We start from the raw sequence: 21,248 nt of genomic DNA, 5'->3' as shown, positions 1-21,248 counted from the left end.
GCCCACTATCCAGTCTCACGTGCGATCGTGTAGCCTCATCGACGATGGCGCACACGCAAACGACTGCTCAACCCGACGTGCATTCGGCTGCTCACGGCGCGAAGGCCAGCGAGGGCTTTCAGCAGACAGGAGGGGACATCGACTCGCGCTACATCAACGAAGATATCGCGCCCGTGCGCCTGGATCAGCGCAAATGGGGGATGAAGGACATCGCCGCGCTGTGGGTCTCCATGTGCGCCTGCACGCCGACGTACATGCTCGCCTCGGGCCTGATCGCCGAGGGGATGAGCTGGGGGCAGGCCGTCCTCACGATCCTCCTCGGCAACGTCATCGTGCTCATGCCGATGATCCTCAACGCGCACGCGGGCACGAAGTACGGCATCCCGTTCCCCGTCTACTGCCGGAGCGCCTTCGGCATCCGGGGGGCGAACGTGCCCGCGGTCCTGCGCGCCCTCGTGGCCTGCGGCTGGTTCGGGATCGGGACGTGGCTCGGCGGGTGGGCCATCTACAAGATCGTGGCGGTCTTCATCCCGTCGATAGAGCAGATGCCGCCGACGCCGCTGGGCATCAACGTCGCGCAGCTCGCCTGCTTCCTGTTCTTCTGGGGCATCAACATCTGGATCATTCGCATGGGCATCGAGTCGATCCGGATCCTGCTGAACATCAAGGCGCCTCTCCTGATCGGCCTCGGCCTGGCGTTGCTCCTCTGGGCCTATAGCCGCGCCGGTGGGTTCGGCCCGATGCTCGAGAAGCCCTCGTCCTTCGGGGTGGGGCAGCCCAAGGAGGGCCAGTTCTGGGTCTTCTTCTTCCCGGCGCTCACGGCGATGGTCGGCTTCTGGGCCACCCTGGCCCTCAACATCCCGGACTTCACGCGCTACGCGCATTCGCAGCGCGATCAGGTCATCGGGCAGGCGATCGGCCTGCCGCCCACGATGGCGTTCTTCTCGTTCATCGGCGTCGCCGTCACCTCCGCCACGGTCGTCATCTACGGCGAGACGCTCTGGGATCCGGTCGTCGTCATCACCCGCTTCGAGAACCCGGTCGTCCTGATCATCTCGCTCGCGGCCCTCTGCATCGCCAACCTGGCGACCAACATCGCCGCGAACGTCGTGAGCCCGGCGAACGATTTCTCGAACCTCTGGCCGTCGCGGATCTCCTTCCGCACCGGCGGCCTCATCACCGGCATCATCGGGATCCTGATGCAGCCGTGGCGGCTCGTCAGCGACCCGACGGGGTACATCTTCACCTGGCTCGTCGGCTACTCCGCGCTGCTCGGCCCCCTCGGCGCGATCCTGATCGCGGAGTACTACGTCGTCCGCAGGACCAACCTCGATGTCACCCAGCTCTACAAGCGGGGAGGGATCTACTGGTACGAGGGCGGGTGGAACCCCGTCGCGATCGTCGCCCTCGCCGCCGGCATCTCGCCCAACTTGCCTGGCTTCCTCGGCACCATCAAGGTCGCGACGGTCTCCAAGGCATGGATGGATCTCTACAACTATGCCTGGTTCACGGGCTTCGCCATCTCGTTCGTCGTCTACGTCGCCCTCTCGCTGATTCGCCGCCCGGCCAAGCTCGCCGCGGCCTGATCCTCATCGCCTCGCGCCGCGGCGCGCGACCCCACCGCCCATCCAAAACGGCATCAGCGCCGTCGGCCGCGAACGGCCGCATCTCCCCCCGCGGCGCGCGCCCCCGAGACGCCCTCTGCCTCGGGTGCGCCGCCGGCGCCTCGCCGGCGCGCGCCGCCCCGACGGGTCGCTCTTTTTTTTGTACGCGGGCGTTCATCTCGTGATCAACGGCGAGGCTCGCCGATGGCAACAACGTTGTTGTGGGTCGGGGCCCCACCGTGGGAGACCTGTGGCGTGTTGTGGAGCGCTCCCGCCGCCGAGGCGCTCCGCGCTTTAAAAGTGTCTTGCCAAACAACGTGTGTTGATTCCATTCGTCTGTCTCTTGCTCCGTGGGCGCCTTTCGATGGATCATGAAATGTCGCTCTTCTCCCGCCTTCGAGGTGCCCATGAACAAGATCGTCCTCTGGTCGCTCCCGGCTCTCGCCCTGGCCGCATGCGCTGATAACGGCACGCCTGTCGACGAAACCCCGAACGTCGCGGGCGCCCCGATCACGGTCGCCGCCGCCCGGCCCTACTCCCTCTTCGAGAGCGGCCAGGTCCGCCCTCTCGCCCTCTCGCCCGACGGCTCGATGCTCTTCGCCGTCAACACGCCTGACAACCGGCTCGAGATCTTCAAGGTCAGGAGCGGCGCGCTCGAGCACCGCGGCTCCGTCTCCGTGGGCCTGGAGCCGGTCGCCGTCGCGGCCCGCACCGACGACGAGGTCTGGGTCGTCAACCACCTCTCCGACAGTGTGAGCGTGGTCGACGTCTCGAGGCCGAGGAAGCCCCGCGTCGTGCGCACCCTGCTCGTCGGCGACGAGCCTCGCGATATCGTCTTTGCCGGCGCCGGCAAGGACCGCGCCTTCATCACCACGGCGCACCGCGGCCAGAACAGCCCTGTCGATCCGGCGCTCACCACGCCGGGCGTGGGCCGCGCCGACGTCTGGGTCTTCTCGGCGGCGAGCTCGAGCCCCGCGCCGCTCAACATCATCACCCTCTTCAGCGACACGCCGCGCGCGCTCGCCGCCACGCCCGACGGCTCACGCGTCTACGCGGCGGCCTTCCACTCCGGAAACCGCACCACGGTGATCGAGACCAACGTGGTCAACCTGGGCCTCGGCCTGCCCCCGCCGACCACCAACGCCGCCGGGGTCCCGCAGCCCTCGGCGCCCCTCATCGTCAAATTCAACGGGACGCACTGGGTGGACGAGCTGAATCGATCCTGGGACGACAAGGTGAACCTCTCGTTGCCCGACAAGGACGTCTTCGTCATCGACGCCCTGGCCAGCCCGCCCGCGCCCGTCGCGGGGGCCGGGGGCGTGTTCCGGGGAGTCGGCACGGTCCTCTACAACATGGCCGTCAACCCGGTGAGCGGGCGCGTCTACGTGGCCAACACGGAGGCGTTCAACGAAAATCGCTTCGAGGGCCCCGGCGTCTTCGCCGGCCACACCGTGCGCGGCCGGTTCAACCACAACAACATCACGGTGATCGATCCCGCGACGGGCGGCGTCGCCCCGCGGCACCTGAACAAACACATCGACTACAACACGTGCTGCGCCCCGGTCCCGAACGCCGAGAACCGGAAGAGCCTCGCGCTGCCCACGGGCATGGCCGTCTCCAGCAACGGGAAGAAGCTCTACGTCGCCGCGCTCGGCTCGGACAAGATCGGCGTCTTCAACACCGCCGCGCTCGAGGCGGACACCTTCGTGCCGAGGCGCGCGCGCCAGATCCCGGTCTCCGGCGGCGGGCCGACCGGCGTGGTGCTGGACGAGGCGCGCGGGCAGCTCTACGCCCTCACGCGCTTCGACAACTCCATCTCGATCATCGACGTCGGCGCCAAGGCCGAGATCGCGCACGTGCCCATGTACAGCCCCGAGCCGGAGAGCGTGGTCCGCGGCCGCCGCTTCCTCTACGACGCGTCGTTCACGTCGAGCCACGGCGACTCGGCGTGCGCGAGCTGCCATGTCTTCGGCGATCTCGACAGCCTGGCGTGGGACCTCGGCGACCCCGACGCGGTGAACACGCCGATGCCAGGCCCGTTCGCGCTCGATCCGGCGATCTTCGGCGCGCCCCGCGAGTTCGCCGCGCTCAAGGGGCCGATGACGACGCAGAGCCTGCGCGGGCTGGCCAACCACGGGCCGATGCACTGGCGCGGAGACCGCACAGGCGGGAACGACGCGCCGAGCGCGCAGCCGGACAGCGGCACCTTCGACGAGGACGCCGCGTTCAAGAAGTTCAGCGTCGCCTTCGTCGGCCTGCTCGGGCGGGACGCGCCCATCCCCGCGGCGGACATGCAGGCGTTCACCGACTTCACCATGCAGATGATGTATCCGCCCAACCCCATCCGTCAGCTGGACAACTCGCTCACCGCCGACCAGGCGGCGGGCAAGGCCTTCTTCACCCTGCCGGCCAGCGAGGGCGGCGCGTGCGCCTCGTGCCACGTGCTCGATCCCACGGCCAACGCCGAGCACGGGGTCGCGTTCCCCGGCTTCTTCGGGACCGACGGGCGCTACACGTTCGACTTCATCTTCCAGAGCTTCAAGGTCGCCCAGCTCCGCAACGTCTATCAGAAGGTGGGTATGTTCGGCATGGTGCAGAACCCGCGCTTCAACGACCGGAACTTCGAGTTCCAGGGCGATCAGATCCGCGGGTTCGGCTTCGGCCACGACGGGACGATGGATACGATCTTCCGCTTCCACGACCAGAACGGCTTCAACGAGGCGCCGGGGATCGCCGGCTTCCCGCCTGGCGCGGCGGGCGACGTGCTGCGCCACCAGGTGACCGACTACCTGCACGCGTTCGACAGCAACCTGGCGCCCGTCGTGGGCCAGCAAGCGACGCTCGCCGGCGCGGGCGACACGGCCGCCGAGCTGCGCGTGGATCTCCTGATCGCGCGCGCCGACGCGGGGGAGTGCGATCTGGTGGCGAAGGTCCGCAGGCACGGGAATGAGGAGGGCTTCCTCTATCAGCAGGGCGCTGGCACATTCCTGCGGGACAGGGCGGCGAGCGCGGCGATCAGCGCGGCGGCGCTGCGCGCGATCGCGGCGCCGGGCAAGGCGCTGACCTTCACCTGCGCGCCGCCGGGCTCGGGGGTGCGGATGGCGCTCGATCGCGACGGCGATGGGGCGCTCGACGGCGACGAGGCGGACGCGGGGACCGACCCGGCCGATCCGGCGAGCGTGCCCTGATCCCGGGGCCGCGGCGCGCTGCCTCGCGCGCGGTCATCCACGCCCGATGACCGCGCCGCTCGCCGCGGCTCGCCGCTCACCGCGCGTCGAGGAGGGCAGGGGGCTCGCCCTGCGCCCACCGGCGCTCGCCGCCCGAACGCCGGAGAGCCGGCCAGATCAGGTGACGGTGAGTCGGACGCTCCCTGCCTCATCCTCCGCTCGCTGGAGCTGATGGGCGAGCATGCGCCTCCAGGGGATCTCCCCGAGGAGGATGTCGTCGATCGCCCAGGTGAGGTGCTCCATGGCGGCTCCCAGGGCCTTCATCCCGTTCATGAAGATGAGCTCCGTGTCGGGCGTGGTGAACGGCCGTGGCTCCAGGGCCCCCGCGGCGGCGATCGCGGGCGTCATCAGGACCGGGCCCGCGGCGATCACATCGGGCAGGTGCTCGACACGGGTGCCGGCCCGCCGGACGGCGGCCACGCGCCGCTTCACCGCCTCCGCCGGGTTGCCCTCCAGGCCCTTGTCGACGCGGAGGTTCAGCGCCCAGATGGCCGCATACCAGGGGTTGCGGATCGCCGGAAAGCCCCTGTCCCGCTGGATGGCTCCGTCCTCGAGCGAGATCCTCGGCGCGATCATCTTCAGCGGTACGGGGGCGCGCGTCAGCCGCTTCACCGCCGCTACCTGGCGACACGCCTTGACGACGGACTGCCCCTGGCTCTTCGCGGGCACCTTCGCCTGCGCATACAGCGTGTGCTTGATCTCGATGTAAGCGAGGACAGCCTCGGCTGGCACGCGCTCCCGGATCGCGAGGTCGCCGCCCAGCCCGCGCAGCGTCGGGAAGCGCGCGGCGTCGTAGATGATGATGTCCTCGCCCTGCTTGTCCCCCGTGACGTCCACCACCCAGCCGCGACAGACGCCGGCGCGCTCGGGGAGGAACTTCCGGAGCGCATGGCACATCGCGATCTCCAGCTCGGGACCGAGCTCGAGGGTCGCGAGGGCGCGGAGCTTCCGGAACTCGTCTTCCAGGTGCTCGACGATCTCCTCGGACCAGCCGCCGTAGAACCCGCCGCGCGGCGGGGCCTCCGCGCGGCCGTCCGGCGCGCCCCCGCCGCCGCGCTTCGATGCGGCGATCCCTGGTCGCGTGGTCGTCTTCGCGCGCTTGCCCGCCATCTTCACGTCATCCCCGCCGAGGCTTCCTCGCGAGCCACGCCCGCTCCCCCCACGGGCACGCGAACTCCAGCGGCTTCGTCAGGACCCAGAGCACCGGCAGCGGCGGCGGCGCCGGGGGCGTGGGCCCCGCGCCGTCCGTGAAATAGATGACGCCGGAGACCTTCCGCGCCGCCAGGAACTCCGGGGCGAACACCGGCCGCAGATCGGTCCCGCCGCGGCCGCCGACCTCGTCGAGCCGCCCGTCGAACGCGTACACGCGCCCGATCTCCACGTCGCACTCGACGACGGTGATGCGCGCCGACTCGCTCATCACCTGCAGCTGCCGGGCGATCTCCGAGAGCTCCTCGCGCCGCATGCTCATCGACGTGTCGATGGCCACGAGCACCGACGGCTTCGTGATCGCGCGGGGCGCGTACGTCCTGCCGGGGACCTCGCCGACGCGGCCCGGGAAGCGCCGGTTCGGCCGCGCGTACGTGTGCACCGGCGCGCGCTCCCTCGCCACGAACATCCTGAGCGCGGTCTTCCAGTCGAGCGGGTGCGCGGGCGGGCCCAGCGCGTCCGTCAGCTCCTCGATGAGCCGCCCCGGCGTCTTGCCCGCGAGCAGGAGGCCGGGCACGTCCGCCGGATCGCCGTCGTCCGCGAGCGCGTCCGCCTCCTCGGCGGCGCGCAGCAGGAGCTGCCGCGTCTGCTCCACCGCGCCCGGCTCCCGCGAGGGGCGCCGGAGCACGCGGTGATCGTCGACGGCCTCTCCGCCGCGCTGCGGGAGCTTGCCCTCCCGCGCCGCGCTCACGAGCAGCTCGTAGCGCTCGAGCGTGCTCTGGCCGCCGCGCAGGCCGATCGGGGCGTAGGGCTGCCAGCGGATCGGATCGGGCAGCGGCTCCTCGATGTACTCGTTGGCCGACATCTCGAGGGCGAGGTCCATGAGCTCCGGCTCGTCGGCGCCCGCGAACTTGGGGTGGCACAGGTGCCCGAGCGCGACGTGGTGCACCTCGTGGAGGAGCACGCCCCGCAGGAACACGGGCTCGTTCATGAACGACTCCACGTTGACGTGGAGGAAGAAGCGGCCGTCGAACAGCGAGACGGCCATGCGCTTGACCGAGGGGTCCGCGACCGGCGCGAGCCGCGCGAGGATCGCCGCGTAGCAGGGGTACCGCTCCAGGAAACCGGGATCGCGCACGAAGGCGTCGAGCCACGCGGCGAGCGCGTCCTCGGGCACCTCGCCGCGCCCGCCGCGCCCCGCCGCCTCGCTCATTGCGGCCGGACCGGCGTGACGCCGTGCTTCTTCAGCGCCCCCGCGAGCCGCAGGGCCCAGCGCTCCGGCAGCTGCGAGAGCAGCTGGCCCAGGCACACGCGCGCGACGTTGCTCCGCCGCACGTCGACGAGCTTCGCCTGCTGGGCGAGGTGCGCCGACAGCGCGGTCACGACGAGCCCCACGCGGTGCTGCCGCAGCGGATCGGCGCGCCACGCCAGCACCTTCTGCTCGGCGGCGCTGCCGGCGTAGTTCTGGAGCAGCTCCTCGGGGCGGACGTCGATGAGCTGCGTGGCCGTCGCGTTGCCGCCGAGCGCGTCCTGGAGGCGCTCGCGGTGGTCGCCCGGCAGGTCGGCGAGCAGCGCCTCGAACGCCCCCAGCGACAGCTTGCGCTGCGCCGCGAGCACGCCGACCTCCGGCCCCTCGAGCAGCGGCGCGAGCCGCGCCGTCACCTCGTCGAACCGGTCGGTCTCCCCGCGCTCGCGCGCCCCGCGCAGCACCTTGCCCGCCGGTGAGGTCGGCCCGTACTCGGCGAGCAGCGCGCGCAGATCGAACGGCAGCCGCGTCGACCAGGTGTCCTTCGACGCGAGCAGGAGCTCGACCCAGCTCGGGGGCAGGTACCCGCCCAGCGTGTCGCGCAGGAGCACGCCGTCCGCGAGCTCCTCGGGGCGGAGCGCGCTCAGCACGTGCGACGCATAGGTCCAGGTGCGCGGGGGCACGTCGTCGAGGACGCGCTCGTGCCCCTGCGCGAGGGCGATCACGCCCGGGTGGAGCCCGTTCACCTGCGCCCAGGCGAGCCAGGACGCCCGGTCCGCGCGGACGTTCAGGTGGAGGAACCGCGCGCGGAGCGCGCGATCGAGGGGGGTCACCTGGTAATCGGCCGACTCGGGGTTGACGGCGGCGAAGCACACCCAGCCCGCGGGCAGCTCGTACTCGTGCAGCCGCCGGGCGCTGAGCAGCTGGAGCGCCGGCTGCTGGATGTACCGCTCCGCCCGGTTGAGCTCTTCCAGCATCAGGATGCCGGCGCCGTCCTGGGGCAGCACCGACGGCGCGGCGTAGGTGGTCCGGCCGTCCCGGATGACCGGCAGGCCCACGAGGTCGGGCGGCTCGAGCAGGCTCAGATCGAGCACGACGGTGGCGATGCCGAGCCGCTCGGCGAGCTGCCGGACGAGCTCGCTCTTGCCGATCCCCGTGGGCCCCTCGAGCAGCACCGCGCGGCGCGCGCGGTAGGCGAGCTCGAGCACGGCCTCGAGGCGCGGCCCGACGGGGATGGGCGCGGAGCGTCCCTCGAGGAGGTTCGGTGAAGTCGCCGGGGCCGGCCTGCCCGGCGCGTTGCCATCGGATCTGGGCTTCGTCACGGATGAAGAGGGGGTGCCGCGCGAGGGCGAAGAAAGGACCGCCGGGGCCCGGGGCCCGGGAGGCTCGGCCCTTCCGTACCCGACGGGCTTCCGGCGCGCTTCGTCTTTCTTGCCGGGTCGCCCCGAGCTCTAGCAGCCGCTGCGCGGCCTGTCATTCACCACCGCCCACGCGACGGTGCGGGCCGCGGCGCGCTCAGGCGCCAAGGAGCAGCCCGAGGGCGGCCGCGAGCGCGGCGTCGCTCCACGAGGACAGCCCGCGGGGCAGGAGCACGGTCGCGCGATGAGGCTGGCCTTCGCAGCGCCGCGACCCCTCGTAGGTGCGCCCCGCCCGCGTGAGCTCGTAGCTGCAGCGCCCGATCGTGCCCGTGAGCTGCCGCTCGTCCAGCCGGTAGTCGGAGAGGGCGCCAGCCAGGAGGCCCTGCGCGCGGAGCCCTGCCTCCGCCCGGGTCACCGAGAGGTCCAGCGGCATGGCGCCGACGATGCCGGCCGCGCGCTGGCCCGTCGCGGTGACGTTCACGGCCCGGTTGAACGCCACGCCCCGGACTGTCTGCCCGTCGCGTCCTCTGTCGGCGGCGTACACGCCGAGGTTCACGTCCGGGCCGACGACGCGCCCCGGCTCGATGTCGGCGCTGACGAGCTCGCCCCGGGCGGTCAGCAGGATGAACTCGTTCGGCCCCGCGGCGCGGAAGATGTCCTCGCGCGCAGGGGATTCGGCGGCCGGCGCCGTCCCGCACGCCGCGGCGAGCGCGAGCGCGAGTAGCCAGAGAGCGCGCCCGGGGAGAAGGTTCATCCGCATCGCAACACCTCGCCGCCCGATCGGGTGTGCCCCGATCGGCCACGCACAACGTGATGCCGGCGATGACGGACCGGTAGACGCCCGCACCGCCGGGAGCGCGCTTCGCAGATCCGTTCCCGATGACATCGGGCCGACCCTGGCAAGTCCGTCCCAACAGCTCCTCCCCTTCCGCCCCTCAGCTACATGCCAAGCCGAGCGGCGGTCGCCCGCACAGGAGACGGGCCCAGATCGGCGTTTTCGGCGCGGAAGCGCACTCCGGTGCGCTGAGCACCGAAAACGTCGAGGTGGGCCCGTATCCGAAGCGGTCGACCGTCGCCCGCTTTAGCGAGGCAGCTCGAGGGGGGCGCAGGTCGAGACGCCGGCGCCGACGATGCGGAAGCCGATGTTCCTCATGTAGTCCGTGTCGATCGAGCCGTCCGACGGGCGATAGCGGCTCACGTTGGTGGTGCGCGACGGGGACCCGAGCTCGCTCGGGGCGGTGTAGAAATAGAAGTCGCCGCCCCAGAACGAGAACGCCCAGGCGCTGGGGGTCTCGATGCCCGGCAGGTCCGTGGCCTCGATGATCTCGCCGGTCTCCTTGTCGATCTCGGCGAGCTGCACCGGGGTGGTCGTGAAGAAGCCGAAGAGGCGGCCATCCCCGGTGCCGGTGAGCTCCGCCGAGATGTCGCGCATCGAGCCGCTGAACTCGCCGACCGGCGTCACGGACACGCCGTCGATCCTCCCCAGCCCGATGCCCGGCGTGCCCGTGGCGCCCGCCACGAACAGCTCCTCGGTGTCCGGGCGCGAGAGGTCGCTCGAGAAGCCCATGCCGAGCCGGGACCACCCGTCGGAGAGCGCGGCCCCCGAGGGCTCGCAGCTCGCGTCCTCGGTGCTGACCTTGAACAACGTCCCCTCGCTGTCGTCGGGCTCCACGTAGTTGACCCACGCCACCGCGTTGCGATCGATCGCCATCGAGTTCGGATCCATGCCGGTCCGGCACCCCAGGACACCAATCTTCGTGAACTCCTTACGATCGGGCCTGAAGCTGTAGAGCTCGTTGTCCTGTGAGAGCACATACACGAGGGATGCTCGCTCGATGCACCCGCTGTCAGAGGCCCCACTCCCGTTGCCTCCATTCCCGACGTCTCCGCTGTTTCCGCCGATATCGGTGCCGGAGCCAAACGGGTCGTCCTGGCCGCCCGCGCCGCTCCCTTCACCGCTCTCTCCGGCGCCCGAGGTCGGGTCGGTCTCCGTCGCGGACGTGCCGCGGCTGGACGCGCTGCAACCGGCCGCGGCGAGCGCGAGCCAGAAGCACCATCGTGCGATTCGCATATCCGCTCTCCCTTTCGCGTGATTCGCTCTTATAGCCGCGAAGCGCGCGTACGGGTACACGAAGTCGCACCCTCGCTCAATGGGGCGTCCAGGTCGAACAGCCCTTGGCGGGCGGGGTCATCAGTAGATGGGGATGACCTCGTCTGACTGGCAGCAATAGTAGGTCGGGCTCTCCGGTGTCACCTGGCCCATGGCGACTCCTCCGGTCGGGGCGCACCGGCCTGGGTCGTCCCTGATCCATCGCGCCTCCATGCTCTCGAGCCGCAGATCCGGCCCTGCGACGCACTTCGGCCCGGCCATCGTCACCGTCTCTGCGCCGAGGAGCTCGCGACAGCCGCTGTCCTCGTAGACCGAGACGAGCGCGGCGCACGCGGCGTCCTCGAGCTGCTCGCACGCGCAAGGCGTGCAGCTGCGCGTGTCGTCGAAGCCCTGGGCGACCGCCAGCAGATCGGGATACGGCTCAGGGCACTCCGGCGTGCGCTGGCCGAGATAGCGGATGCACATCGTGAAGCCCCCGGACCGCCGCCTGGGGGCCGCGACACACATCATCGAGGGATCTCTGCACTTGTCCTTGTCGGCCGCGCCGGTGCACGCGCGCACCCGGGTGCTCGCGGGGGCGGCCAGCTCGGGCGGCGCTCCTCCGGGATCGTGCGTCGGGGCGCACGCGCTCACCGTCGGCGCCGGGATGAGCAGCGAGCCGAGCTCGCCCGAGGTCGTCACGGCCGGCGCCGTGCACGCGCCGCTCCAGCCCTCGGGGGCGGCGAACGACGTGGACGCCGTCCCGTCGCACGTGGCCGAGGCGCTCCCCAGAAGGCCTGGAGGCAGCTCGCAGGAGGGCTTCGTGCAAAGGCACGTCGGACACATGTGCTCGCCGCCGAACCCGCTGTAACCGTCGAACAGGAGATCCGGCGCCTCCGCCGGGCACTCCGGTGGGGACGTCCCGCCGGTCGCGTCGCCCCTCCAGAGCAGGATGGGATCGTCGAACCCGAGGGACGGCGGCGGCACGCACGCGCCGTCGCACACGGGGCACGGATCATTGCACTCGTGAGCATCCAGGCTGAAGCACGGCTCGTTGCACGAATAGATCTGGACAGCGCCGCCTTCCCAGCAGCCTGCGAAGCTGCCGGCGCCGGCGAGCGCGAGCGCGACGCCGAACGGGTCCTTCCTTCTCCTCATCGTGATGGTCCTTCTCTCGCGTGTCGCGTTTCGGCTCTTCGGCAGGGGGCACCGCGACGATCGCTCGGCGCTGCCCCAAGCCTCTCTCTTCCCGCTCCTTCACGCCGGCGAGGCGACCCGACCGGGGGCGCGCGGCGCCCTTGTCACTTCGGAGCCAAGGAGAGCTCACTCGCCTATTTCATACTTGGACAAGCGAGGACAAGGAAGCCGAATCTGCCGTGGAGGCGCGATGACTCGAGTGTATATCGAGTGTATTTCGATAGGCCCCGAGAAAATCTCAGCATTTGTTGGTCGTGCGCTTTTCGTGAGAATCTCACCGCGGAGGGTGGAAAGCACGGTGGCGCTGCGGCGCTGCCGGCGGGAATCGGGCCGCGCAGGGAGGTGCGGGCGGCGCGCGCGGCGGCGGGCGAGAGCAACATCACCGGCTGAACCGCCTCGTGTGCTCGCCGCTCTCGCTCACCCTCGCGGCCGCTGTCGCGGGCGCCACGCTCGACTGACCCGCATGGCGCGCGAGCAGAAGCGGCAGCGGCTCTCCGCTGTCGTGCGCTCGCTCGACGGCCGGCTCGAGCTCGCCGTGCGGACGTGGGCGCTACGAGCGAGCGCGCCGCGGGCTCGCTGGGGCTCGCGCTCGATCGCGCGCTCGAGCTCCTGGCCAACGACGAGCGTGTCGCGCGTCCGCGGGGCGCGGCACGGAGGCGGCGAGCGACGTGAAGCCTGGCGGCCGCCGCGTCAGGAAAGTCGTTGCGGCAGGGAGGCCCTGGCAGGAGGCGCCGAGGCGCGGAACTCATGCCAGATGTGAAAGCAGAGATCTCAGAATCGAAAGGTGTCGGGGGTGCCCTTAAGGGTAACCCCAGGAACAGAGAGGGGGAGGAGCCTTGGCCCGTGTCCTGCTAGACACGGACGTCAGAGCGCCCGTGACGGCTTTCCCCCCCCCGCCGTCGAATGGGCGCTCTGTTTTTTGTGCCCCCGGGTCGGGGAAGGGCACGCGCCGCCATCCTGGCCGGCGCCCTGCGAGCGCGGGGATGCGCGTCCAGGGCGCGCAGGTGGCCGAGCGTGCATGGACTCCCTGGCTTTCGCCGAGCCGCTGGATTTGCTACTTCCGGGGCGCCACGGGGGAGGTTCTCCCGGCTGCCCGGCGGCGCATTTACGACATCCGCGTGAGATCTCCAGGCGCACTCTTCTCCCTCGCGCTCGCGGCCGCCGCCACCTTGCGTGCGGGCGAGGCGCGCCCTCAGACTGCAGGCCGCCCGGCCGGTGAGCCGGCAGGAACCGACGCGGCGCAGGCGCCCGGCGCGGCCCCGGCCGAGCCGCCGGCTCCCGTGGGCCCCGGCGGACAGGCCGCCGCGCCCGCCGGGATCGAGGTCACCGTCGAGGGCAACCGGGCTCCGCCGGGCTCCGTCTCGCTCACGCGGCGCGACGTCCGCGAGCTGCCCGGCGCCCTCGGCGACCCCTACCGCGCGATCGAGATCCAGCCCGGGGTGACCGCCATCGCGAGCGGCATGCCGTACTACTACATCCGCGGCGCGCCCCCGGGGAACATCGGCTACTTCTTCAACGGCATCCAGGTCCCGCTCCTCTTTCACGTGGGCTTCGGACCCAGCGTCATCCCGGCCGCGATGGTCCAGCGCGTCGAGATGCACCTCGGCCCCTATCCCGCGGACATCGGGCGGCTCGCGGGCGCGGCGATCGAGGCCGAGAGCGCGCCGCCGTCCGACGTCTGGCGCGGGGAGGGGAGCCTCCGGTTCGTCGATCTCGGCGGCGTCGTCGAGGGGCCGATGGACAAGGACACCCACGTCCTCGTGGGCGGGCACTACGCCGCGGGCGCGGCGCTCACCTCGGCGCTCGTCCCGAGCGTCGACGTGGGCTACGCCGACTACCAGGGCCGGATGACCTACCGGCTCGGGCCGGAGGAGCGCTTCACCGTCTTCGCGTTCGGCGCGTACGATTACCTCGCCACCATCGGCGAGAAATGCGGCGCCGCCAACATCGGCGTGCAAGGCGGCGTCGCCGCCACCGGCAAGGAATGCGGCGCCACCATCGTCGAGAAAGGCGGCGCCGACGCGACCGAGGTCCTGCTCGACAGCGACTTCCACCGCCTCGATCTGCGCTACGACCGCGACGAGGCCGCCTCCGGTGCGCGCGTCAGGGCGGCGCTCACCCTCGGGCTCGACCGGTCGCGCGGGGTGGGCGTGGAGAGCGCCGAGGCCTGGAAGCTCAACGCGCGGGTGAGCCTGTCCCGGCCCGTCCTGGCGGGGCGCGCGCTGCTGCGGGCCGGCGTCGACGCCGCGGTCGACCGTTACGACGTGACGCCGCACTCCAGCGCATCGGACAGCGAGCCCGCCGAGGGCGATCCCACCGCGGGGGACGAGCCCGCCGAGGGGACGGCCCAGCTCGACAAGCCCTTTTCGGAGCTCTTCCGCAGCCGGCTCGACCTCGCGCTGGGCGCGTGGGCCGACGCGCTGCTCGTGCTCGACGAGCGGTCGACCATCACGCCCGGCGTGCGCGTGGACCACTACACCTCGCTCGGCAAGAACGCGCTCGCCGTTGATCCGAAGATCGTCGGCCGCTTCGGCATCGGTGAGCACGTGCGGCTCATCCCGGCGATCGGCGTCGCCTCGCAGCTGCCCGGCCTCGCCCCGCTGCCGGCGCTCCAGATCGGCGGCATCCCAGGGGGGCTGCAGCGCAGCCTGCAGTCGAGCTTCGGCGTCGAGGCCGATGTGGGGCCGGTCAATTTCAGCGCCTCGGTGTTCCGACAGGTGACCTTCGGTCTGAGCGATCCGATCGGGACGGGTCGCGGCACGAACCTGAGCACCGAGCGCTTCCTCACGCGGAGCCTGGGCGACACGTACGGCCTGGAGCTCGGGGCGCGCGGGGCGCTCCGCCGGGACATGTTCTTCCTGGCGTCGTACACGCTGTCGCGCTCCACGCGCACGCGGGGCAAGGCGACGATCCCCTCGGCCTACGACCGGACGCACGTGGCGCACGTCGCGCTGCTCTACGATCTCGGCGGCGGCTGGCGCGCCGGGATCCGCCACGTCTTCTACACCGGCTTCCCCGCCGACGAGGCCGCCCCGGGCCGCCCCCCGCGCGAGCACCCGGATCGCATCGCGCCGTTCTACCGGCTCGACATGCGCCTGTCGAAGCGCTGGGCGCTGGGCGCGCGGGGCTATCTCGGGCTCGTGTTCGATGTGCAGAACGCGACGCTGGCGAAGGAGGTGTTCGACGTGAGCTGCGACGACGGCGGGTGCACGCCGCGGAAGCTCGGGCCGATCACCCTGCCGGGGCTCGCGATCGAGGGCGGGTTCTGAGGGGGAAGCGGCGGGCGCCTCGGCGGCAGGCCGGCTGAGCCGGCGGCTGCCCGCGTTACCCGTGGAGCACCTCGAAGAGCTGCTTCAACATGAGGTACGTGAGCCCCCAGACGACCCGCTCGTCCACCATCAGGCACGGGAGCTGGAGGACGTTTCCCTCGTGCGTGTAGGCATAACGCGAGGTGCGCTCGCCGCGCGCGAGCGGCCCGAGCGGCGTCCAGACTGTCTCTGCCACCTCGCCGCTCAGGGTGAGCTCCGGCGTGGCGTTCAGCGCGAAGACGAACGGGGCGACGATCATCCTGGCGCGCCGCCCGCGCGCGACCGTGGGGACCTCGGGCAGGCGCGCGAGCAAGGTCCCGTGCGCCGCGAGGTCGATCCCCACCTCCTCGCGCGTCTCGCGGATCGCCGTGGCGAGCAGGCTCTCGTCCGCCGGCTCGCGCCGCCCGCCCGGGAGCGCCATGTGCCCCGACCAGGGATCGGCCGGGTGCTCGGCCCGGCGGATCAGGAGGAGCTCGGCCTCCCCGGGCTCCCGGCCCCCCGCGAGAGGATCGAGCGCCGTGCCCAGGGGCCCCGCCGGCGCCCGCAAAATAGCGGCGACCGCGGCCTGGCGCTCCTGCGTGAGCAGGTCGAGCGCGGCCTCGCGCCCCTCGAGGCGGGCCATGATGGCGGCGAGGTCGTAGGAGGAGAGCACCGGGGTCAGGATAGCATAATATCTATCGCTATTTAGAGCGCGGCGGCGGCGCTCGGGGATCGCGCTCGCGGCGGGCCCGGACTCAAGACTCAAGCCGCGCAGGCCGCTCGCCGGGTCCCGGCCATGGCGCCATGGCGCGCCGCGCCGCGGCCCTTCGTGCGAGCACCGTCAGGGAGCCGCCGCGGCGAAGGTGTCCCACGCGTCGCAGAGCGCTCCCTTCAGGCCGGCCTGCGGCGCGATGTCGAGGCCCAGGGCGAGGCTCTCGTCCCCCTCCGCGTCATACCTCGGCCACGCGACGGCGCCCTCGCCGTTGGGGTCCCCGCTCGCCGCGTGGCGCGACCAGTACCCCATGATCTCCTGCGACATCCCGAGCTCACCCTCGGTCAGCGGGTCTGGCAACACCAGCGTCGGGTTGCCGAACACGAACTTGATCTCGGCAGCATGGAAGGAGCCGAGATCGCCGAGCAGCGAGCCCTCGGGCGCATAGGTGAAATGATAGAGATACGTCGCCGCGCCGCCGGCCGCGATCGCGCGCGCCGCCCGCCGCGTCGGGCACACGAACATCGAGTCGCCCAGCGCCGCGATCGCCGCCGCCTGCGCCGAGCCGTAGGTCTCGCTCGGGTAGAGCGCCACCACCTCCTCGCCGTGGCCTGGGGCGAGCGTCTCGGCGAACGCCTCGAACGCGGCGTCGTCGGCGACCGCCGCGGACTCGCCCCAGAGCGCGACGAAGAGCGTGCCCTCGTCCGCGTTGCTGCCGAGGATCGTCGGCACCTTCTCGAAGCTCCCGGCCTCGAGGAGCTTGCCCGGCGTGTCGGGGAGGTTCCATCCGTCGACGACAGGGAACCACGTCGGGCCGGCGCCCTCGAGGAAGGCCGGGCCCTGCGGCAGCGCGCTCATGATCTCCTCGTCCGATTTGCCGCGAAGGCACTCGAGGACGGAAGGCGCGTCGGTGCAGCCCAGCGCCTCGACGAACTCTTGCCCCTGCGCGCTGGCCGCCGCCTCGTCCGCGGCGGAGTCGCACGGTCCGCTCTCGATGATGGCGCGCTGGAACAGGCCTTTGCTCCTGGGCGACACCAGGTGCATGCAGACGCTGATGCCGCCCGCGGACTCGCCGAACAGGGTGACCCTGGAAGGATCCCCGCCGAACGCGGCGATGTTGGCCTTGACCCATTCGAGCGCGGCGCGCTGGTCCTCCAGGCCGTACGCGCCCGTCGACGGGTGATCGGGATCCTCCGACCTGAGCTCCGGGAGGGCCAGGAACCCGAGCGGGCCGAGGCGGTAGTTGAAGGTGACCACCACCGATCCGGTCGCCTCGGAGAGCGCCCGGCCGTCGTAATCCGCCTCCCCGCCGCTGCCGAGCTCGAAGCCGCCGCCGTGGATCCAGACGAGGACGGGTACGGACGAGGACGCCGGGCGCTCGGGCGTCCAGACGTTCAGGGTGAGGCAGTCCTCTCCCGAGCTCTCATTGAAGCCCGGGGTGAGCAGGTTCAGCTGCGAGCAGGGGATGCCCACCTCGACGGCGGCCCGCGGCTCGGTCCACGGCTCGTGCCGCGCGGGCGATCTCCAGCGCAGGTCCCCGACCGGCGGCGCGGCGTACGGGATGCCAAGGAAGGCGCGCGTCGCGCCGACGAGCGCGCCCTCCACCGGACCCGCCTCCGTCTCGACGAGCGGCGCAGCCACGTCGCCGCCGCCCGAGCCGCCGGCGCCGCCCGAGCCGCCCGAGCCGCCCGAGCCGCCGGCGCCTTCCAGAGCCGGCTCGCTCGAGCTGCAGGCGGCAGCGAGCAAGCCAAGAAGAATGGTGTGCGACAATGAAGGTCGAATGGGCATGATCGTCTCCGTCAAGAGCAAATCGTGAATGCGGGACCGTGGGAAGCCGAGAGCGCGGCGCCGACGACGTAGGGGGCGATGAAGGCCGCCAGTCGGCGGAGCAGCGTTCGGTGCGCGCGGAATTCAACCATGAAGAGCGAGCGGTGATGCTGGAATTTGACGTTGTTGTCTGAAAAGCCCTGACTGTGTCAGCTTCGTGCCGTGAGGCCGGGCAACCTTGACATGGCGAAGGGCGCGAACTCCTCCTGTGCCCATGGCAACTCATCGAAAAGACGGGATCGCGGGCGGCGCCGGGCGTCGAGGGGATTCGGCGCGTGGGTACCAGGGCCGCGCGGCCCGCATCGGGAGATCAGGCTGGTCCGGGCTGCTGACGTGCATGGTGATGGCCGGCGCCCTGGCCGGGAGCGCGTGCAGCTCGGATCCGGACGCCGGGGGGACCGGCGGCACGGCCGCGTCCAGCGGGAGCGCGGGCGGCGAGGGCGCAACCACGGCGACCGGCGCGGGGGGAGAGGGGGGTGGAGGCGAGATCACGCCGGTCATGCCCGATATCCACCCGGAGGTGTTCGGCACGTTCGACACGTCGGAGCTGACGGTGTTCGCGTTCAGCCAGGTGGAGGTGGACGAGGCGGATCCCCAGGTGCTGGAGCTCGCCCCGGACATGGTGCCGAGAGCGTGGCAGCGCTGGCGCGACACCGGGATCCAGGCCGACGACTATGACGCCGAGTACCTGGCGAGCTGCCATGAGCGCGGCATCCGCTTCGTCGCGGGCAGCACCGCGTCCATCGTCTTCGAGGACGAGGTCGACAGCGAGGAGAAGTTTCTGGAGCAGACCACGCGCGACGCCGCGGGCGAGCTCGTCGCCCACGACCAGATCGTGCCAGGCGCCCACCGGTCGAGCATGGCGTCCCCGAGCTACCGCGCGCGGCTCGTCGAGATCGGCAAGCTCCAGATCGACCTCGGCGTCGACGGGCTGAACTTCGACGAGATCAACGGCGGCTACGGGGGCGCGGAGTACGACGGCAACGAGGGGTTCGACGACCACCATGTCGCGGACTTCGGCAACTACCTCTGTCGCAAGCACGGCGGCCGGCCGGCGGGCTGGCAGCAGGGGTTCGAGCTCCTCCCGGAGGACGGGCTCGACTGCGGAGGAGCGCCCGAGACCGCCGGGAGAGGCTTCGATTTCCGCGGATACCTCCGGCGCGTGAACGCCGTGGCGAAGCCCTTCGACAGCGGGAACGAGCTGCTCGTCGAGGAGTGGGGCCGGACGGTGGGGAACCGTCCAGACCCGCAGCTCGGGACCTTCGTCGAGGTCTATCCGGCGCTCGTCTACTGGCAGGAGGTCGTGCTCGAGCTCCGCCGCTACGCGCGCGAGCAGCACGGCCGCGAGATCTTCATCTCGTCGAACGGCATCGTGCCGTTCGTCGACCTGCAGAGCGTGGGCCTGTACGACTGGAACATCGACGGCGGCGGCCCGCGCGGCATGAACTGGGTGCCTGTCGTGGAGGGGCACCTCGACGGGACCGTGTCGTTCCAGACTGCTCTGCGGGGGCTCAAGGCGCGCTCGAAGCGCGTTCAAGAGCTCGTCGGCGGCAAGGAAGTCCCGCTGATGCTGTTCCTGGACTGGCCCAACGACATGATGAACCGCTACTACGGGCTCCCGCTGGAGGAGCGGAAGGACTATTTCCGCGTCTTCGCCGCGGAGGCCTACGCGAACGGCCTGTACTTCGCCCTGCCGCTGCACACGACGACGGACGAGAGCACGGCGACCGCGCTCGAGATGATGGAGTTCTTCGCGCGCTTCCGCGACTTCTACAAGTCCCACGAGGAGCTGTACCACGGAGCCACCGACGTCACGGGGCCCGTGACCCTCTCCTTCGAGGAGTGCGCGTCCGCCGAGCAGCCCGAGGCGTGCGCCGGCGAGAAGAAGATGAGCCACAACCTCGTGCGGCTCGCGGACGGCCGCACCGTGCTCCACGTGATCAACCACGAGTACAGCGCAGGCGTGGTGGAGCAGGTGGGCGTGACGGTGAGCTTCCCCGTGGACGCGAGCCCGACGCAGGTCACTGTCGCGTCGATCGACTTCGAGGAAGATCGCGAGGTGCCCTTCTCGTACGAGGACGGCGTGGTCACGGCCGTGGTCGGGGCGCTGCCGGCCTCCGTCGCGATCGTCGCCGAGTGAGCGCGGCAGCGCCGTGGGTCAAGCTGTCCACCCGGGGCGCATCGCCGACCTTCTCCGGGTCAGGCCCGCAGCTCGGCGTGACGAGCCTGAGGTGGTCTGGCGGCGCGCCACCCCACGCAGCAGCGCTATTGCGCGAGCGGCGGCGCGTGCTCGTCTGCGCGGGTGTCGCCGGAGCGCGGCTCGACCGACATCTCGCCGGTGAGCACCGTCAGCGCGACCTTGATGGCGATCGTGAGCACCATGAACCCGACGGCCCAGATGCCCGCCGTGATCTTCCACTCGGCCATCGAGGGCACGTACTCGACGAGCTCGTGCAGGGTGCTCGGCACGAAGCCCGGGATGATGAGGCCCATGCCCTTCTCGATCCAGACGCCGGTGAAGGCGGCGACGCAGGCCGCGTTGAGGTAGGCGCGGCTCCCGCGGCTCGCCGGCAGGTGCAGGAGCGCCGCGGAGGCCACGTTCAGCGCGACGGCCGACCAGATCCACGGCACGAGCGCGCTCTTGCCGTGAAGGCCGAAGAACAGGTAGGTCACCGCGGTGCTGTGCGCGCCGCCGGTGTAGAGCGACGTGAAGAGCTCCGAGCCCAGCATGAACAGGTTGAGCAGGACGGTCACGCGGAGCACGGAGGTGAGCGTGCGGATCGGCCCGTCGCCCACGCGAAACCGGGTCAGCCGGGCGACGAGCTGGAGCAGCAGGATCACGAAGGCCGGGCCCGTGATGAAGGCAGAGGCGATGAAGCGGGGGGCGAGCAGCGCCGAGTTCCAGAAGGGGCGGCCGCCGAGGCCCGAGTAGAGGAACGCCGTCACCGTGTGGATCGACACCGCCCAGCCGATGGACAGGAACACGAACGGCAGATACCACTTCCTGTCCGGCTTCCTGCCCAGGTACCTCGTGTAGATGAGGTAGCCCGAGATGTGCAGGTTGATGAACAGGTACCCGTTCAGGACGATGACGTCCCAGGTCAGCATCGAGATAGGCCAGTTGAACCGCCCGAGCCCGGGCACGATGTGCCAGAACCTGTCCGGGCGCCCCATGTCGGCCACGATGAACAGGAGGCACACGACGATGGCGGCGATCGCGAGCAGCTCGCCGAGGATCACGACGTCGTGCATCTCGTGGTCGTCGTAGAGGTACGCCGGGATCACCATCATCACGGCGCCCGCCGCGAGCCCCACGCCGAAGGTGAAGTTCGCGATGTAGAGGCCCCACGAGACGTGGTCGCTCATGCCGGTGACCCGCATGCCCTCGGCGAGCTGGTGGGCCCAGGCGTTCGCGCCGACGAGCGCGATCGCCGTGAGCACCGTCATCCAGAGGTAGAAGCGCCACGAGCCCTCGAAGCTCTGGCCGACGACCCGGAGCAGGAAGCGCGGGTAGGTGATGGCGTGGGTGTCTTTGCCCATCGTGGCTCCGCT

Annotated in this window: 14 protein-coding genes; 5 read left to right on the top strand and 9 right to left on the bottom strand. The window is 71.1% G+C overall.

Features of this window, described 5'->3' with window-relative positions:
* Positions 1–44 precede the first annotated feature (44 nt).
* Complete coding sequence (locus tag WMF27_RS23475) at positions 45–1,586, top strand: NCS1 family nucleobase:cation symporter-1 (protein WP_437766655.1); 1,542 nt, start codon at positions 45–47, stop codon at positions 1,584–1,586.
* A 425-nt stretch (positions 1,587–2,011) separates the two neighbouring features.
* Positions 2,012–4,792: a hypothetical protein gene (locus WMF27_RS23470; RefSeq protein WP_437766656.1), complete on the top strand. Its 2,781-nt coding sequence runs from the start codon at positions 2,012–2,014 to the stop codon at positions 4,790–4,792.
* 156 nt (positions 4,793–4,948) lie between these two features.
* Here the strand turns inward: WMF27_RS23470 and WMF27_RS23465 are convergent, their stop codons facing one another.
* The 6 genes from WMF27_RS23465 to WMF27_RS23440 form a co-directional block, all read right to left on the bottom strand.
* The gene (locus tag WMF27_RS23465; RefSeq protein WP_437766657.1) at positions 4,949–5,941 is read right to left on the bottom strand and encodes a DUF6602 domain-containing protein; all 993 of its coding nucleotides are present in this window, start codon (positions 5,939–5,941) and stop codon (positions 4,949–4,951) included.
* 7 nt (positions 5,942–5,948) lie between these two features.
* Positions 5,949–7,193 carry a vWA domain-containing protein gene (locus WMF27_RS23460; protein WP_437766658.1) on the bottom strand — a complete coding sequence of 415 codons (1,245 nt, stop codon included), beginning with the start codon at positions 7,191–7,193 and terminating at the stop codon, positions 5,949–5,951.
* Complete coding sequence (locus tag WMF27_RS23455; RefSeq protein ID WP_437766659.1) at positions 7,190–8,548, bottom strand: AAA family ATPase; 1,359 nt, start codon at positions 8,546–8,548, stop codon at positions 7,190–7,192. The genes WMF27_RS23460 and WMF27_RS23455 overlap by 4 nt, the downstream gene beginning before the upstream one ends.
* 193 nt (positions 8,549–8,741) lie before the next feature.
* Entirely contained in the window at positions 8,742–9,338 is a 597-nt protein-coding gene (locus tag WMF27_RS23450) for a hypothetical protein (protein ID WP_437766660.1), read from the bottom strand.
* 327 nt (positions 9,339–9,665) lie between these two features.
* Positions 9,666–10,655 carry a hypothetical protein gene (locus WMF27_RS23445; RefSeq protein WP_437766661.1) on the bottom strand — a complete coding sequence of 330 codons (990 nt, stop codon included), beginning with the start codon at positions 10,653–10,655 and terminating at the stop codon, positions 9,666–9,668.
* 120 nt (positions 10,656–10,775) lie between these two features.
* Positions 10,776–11,831, bottom strand: a complete 1,056-nt coding sequence (locus WMF27_RS23440) for a hypothetical protein (protein ID WP_437766662.1) — start codon at positions 11,829–11,831, stop codon at positions 10,776–10,778.
* A gap of 1,157 nt (positions 11,832–12,988) precedes the next feature.
* Here WMF27_RS23440 and WMF27_RS23435 point away from each other — a divergent pair.
* Positions 12,989–15,139: a TonB-dependent receptor domain-containing protein gene (locus WMF27_RS23435; protein ID WP_437766663.1), complete on the top strand. Its 2,151-nt coding sequence runs from the start codon at positions 12,989–12,991 to the stop codon at positions 15,137–15,139.
* A gap of 55 nt (positions 15,140–15,194) precedes the next feature.
* On the opposite strand, the gene WMF27_RS23430 is transcribed toward WMF27_RS23435, so the two are convergent.
* Both WMF27_RS23430 and WMF27_RS23425 read right to left on the bottom strand, forming a co-directional pair.
* The gene (locus WMF27_RS23430) at positions 15,195–15,830 is read right to left on the bottom strand and encodes an NUDIX hydrolase (protein WP_437766664.1); all 636 of its coding nucleotides are present in this window, start codon (positions 15,828–15,830) and stop codon (positions 15,195–15,197) included.
* A 168-nt stretch (positions 15,831–15,998) separates the two neighbouring features.
* Positions 15,999–17,657, bottom strand: coding sequence for a carboxylesterase/lipase family protein (locus tag WMF27_RS23425; RefSeq protein WP_437766665.1), 1,659 nt, complete (start codon positions 17,655–17,657; stop codon positions 15,999–16,001).
* A 38-nt stretch (positions 17,658–17,695) separates the two neighbouring features.
* Here WMF27_RS23425 and WMF27_RS23420 point away from each other — a divergent pair, with 38 nt between their 5' ends.
* A complete protein-coding gene (locus WMF27_RS23420; protein ID WP_437766666.1) occupies positions 17,696–17,830 on the top strand; it encodes a hypothetical protein in 135 nt (44 codons plus the stop codon).
* Positions 17,831–17,910: 80 nt separating this feature from the next.
* A complete protein-coding gene (locus tag WMF27_RS23415; protein WP_437766667.1) occupies positions 17,911–19,836 on the top strand; it encodes a hypothetical protein in 1,926 nt (641 codons plus the stop codon).
* A 125-nt stretch (positions 19,837–19,961) separates the two neighbouring features.
* Here WMF27_RS23415 and dsrP read toward each other — a convergent pair whose 3' ends face one another.
* Positions 19,962–21,236 (bottom strand): sulfate reduction electron transfer complex DsrMKJOP subunit DsrP, encoded by a 1,275-nt coding sequence (dsrP, locus tag WMF27_RS23410; RefSeq protein WP_437766668.1) that lies wholly within the window; start codon positions 21,234–21,236, stop codon positions 19,962–19,964.
* Positions 21,237–21,248 lie beyond the last annotated feature (12 nt).

Origin of the sequence: Sorangium sp. So ce281, assembly GCF_051527395.1 — a bacterium.
GTDB classification, from domain to species: Bacteria; Myxococcota_A; Polyangia; order Polyangiales; family Polyangiaceae; genus Sorangium; species Sorangium cellulosum_B.
This window is presented reverse-complemented; position numbering and strand designations above follow the sequence as displayed.

What these genes read in the sequence shown, in the direction of transcription:
- WMF27_RS23475 (WP_437766655.1), top strand. Translation starts at nt 45, where the DNA reads ATGGCGCACACGCAAACGACTGCTCAACCCGACGTGCATTCGGCTGCT.
- WMF27_RS23470 (WP_437766656.1), top strand. Translation starts at nt 2,012, where the DNA reads ATGAACAAGATCGTCCTCTGGTCGCTCCCGGCTCTCGCCCTGGCCGCA.
- WMF27_RS23465 (WP_437766657.1), bottom strand. Translation starts at nt 5,941, where the DNA reads ATGGCGGGCAAGCGCGCGAAGACGACCACGCGACCAGGGATCGCCGCA.
- WMF27_RS23460 (WP_437766658.1), bottom strand. Translation starts at nt 7,193, where the DNA reads ATGAGCGAGGCGGCGGGGCGCGGCGGGCGCGGCGAGGTGCCCGAGGAC.
- WMF27_RS23450 (WP_437766660.1), bottom strand. Translation starts at nt 9,338, where the DNA reads ATGAACCTTCTCCCCGGGCGCGCTCTCTGGCTACTCGCGCTCGCGCTC.
- WMF27_RS23445 (WP_437766661.1), bottom strand. Translation starts at nt 10,655, where the DNA reads ATGCGAATCGCACGATGGTGCTTCTGGCTCGCGCTCGCCGCGGCCGGT.
- WMF27_RS23440 (WP_437766662.1), bottom strand. Translation starts at nt 11,831, where the DNA reads ATGAGGAGAAGGAAGGACCCGTTCGGCGTCGCGCTCGCGCTCGCCGGC.
- WMF27_RS23425 (WP_437766665.1), bottom strand. Translation starts at nt 17,657, where the DNA reads ATGCCCATTCGACCTTCATTGTCGCACACCATTCTTCTTGGCTTGCTC.
- WMF27_RS23415 (WP_437766667.1), top strand. Translation starts at nt 17,911, where the DNA reads ATGGCAACTCATCGAAAAGACGGGATCGCGGGCGGCGCCGGGCGTCGA.
- dsrP (WP_437766668.1), bottom strand. Translation starts at nt 21,236, where the DNA reads ATGGGCAAAGACACCCACGCCATCACCTACCCGCGCTTCCTGCTCCGG.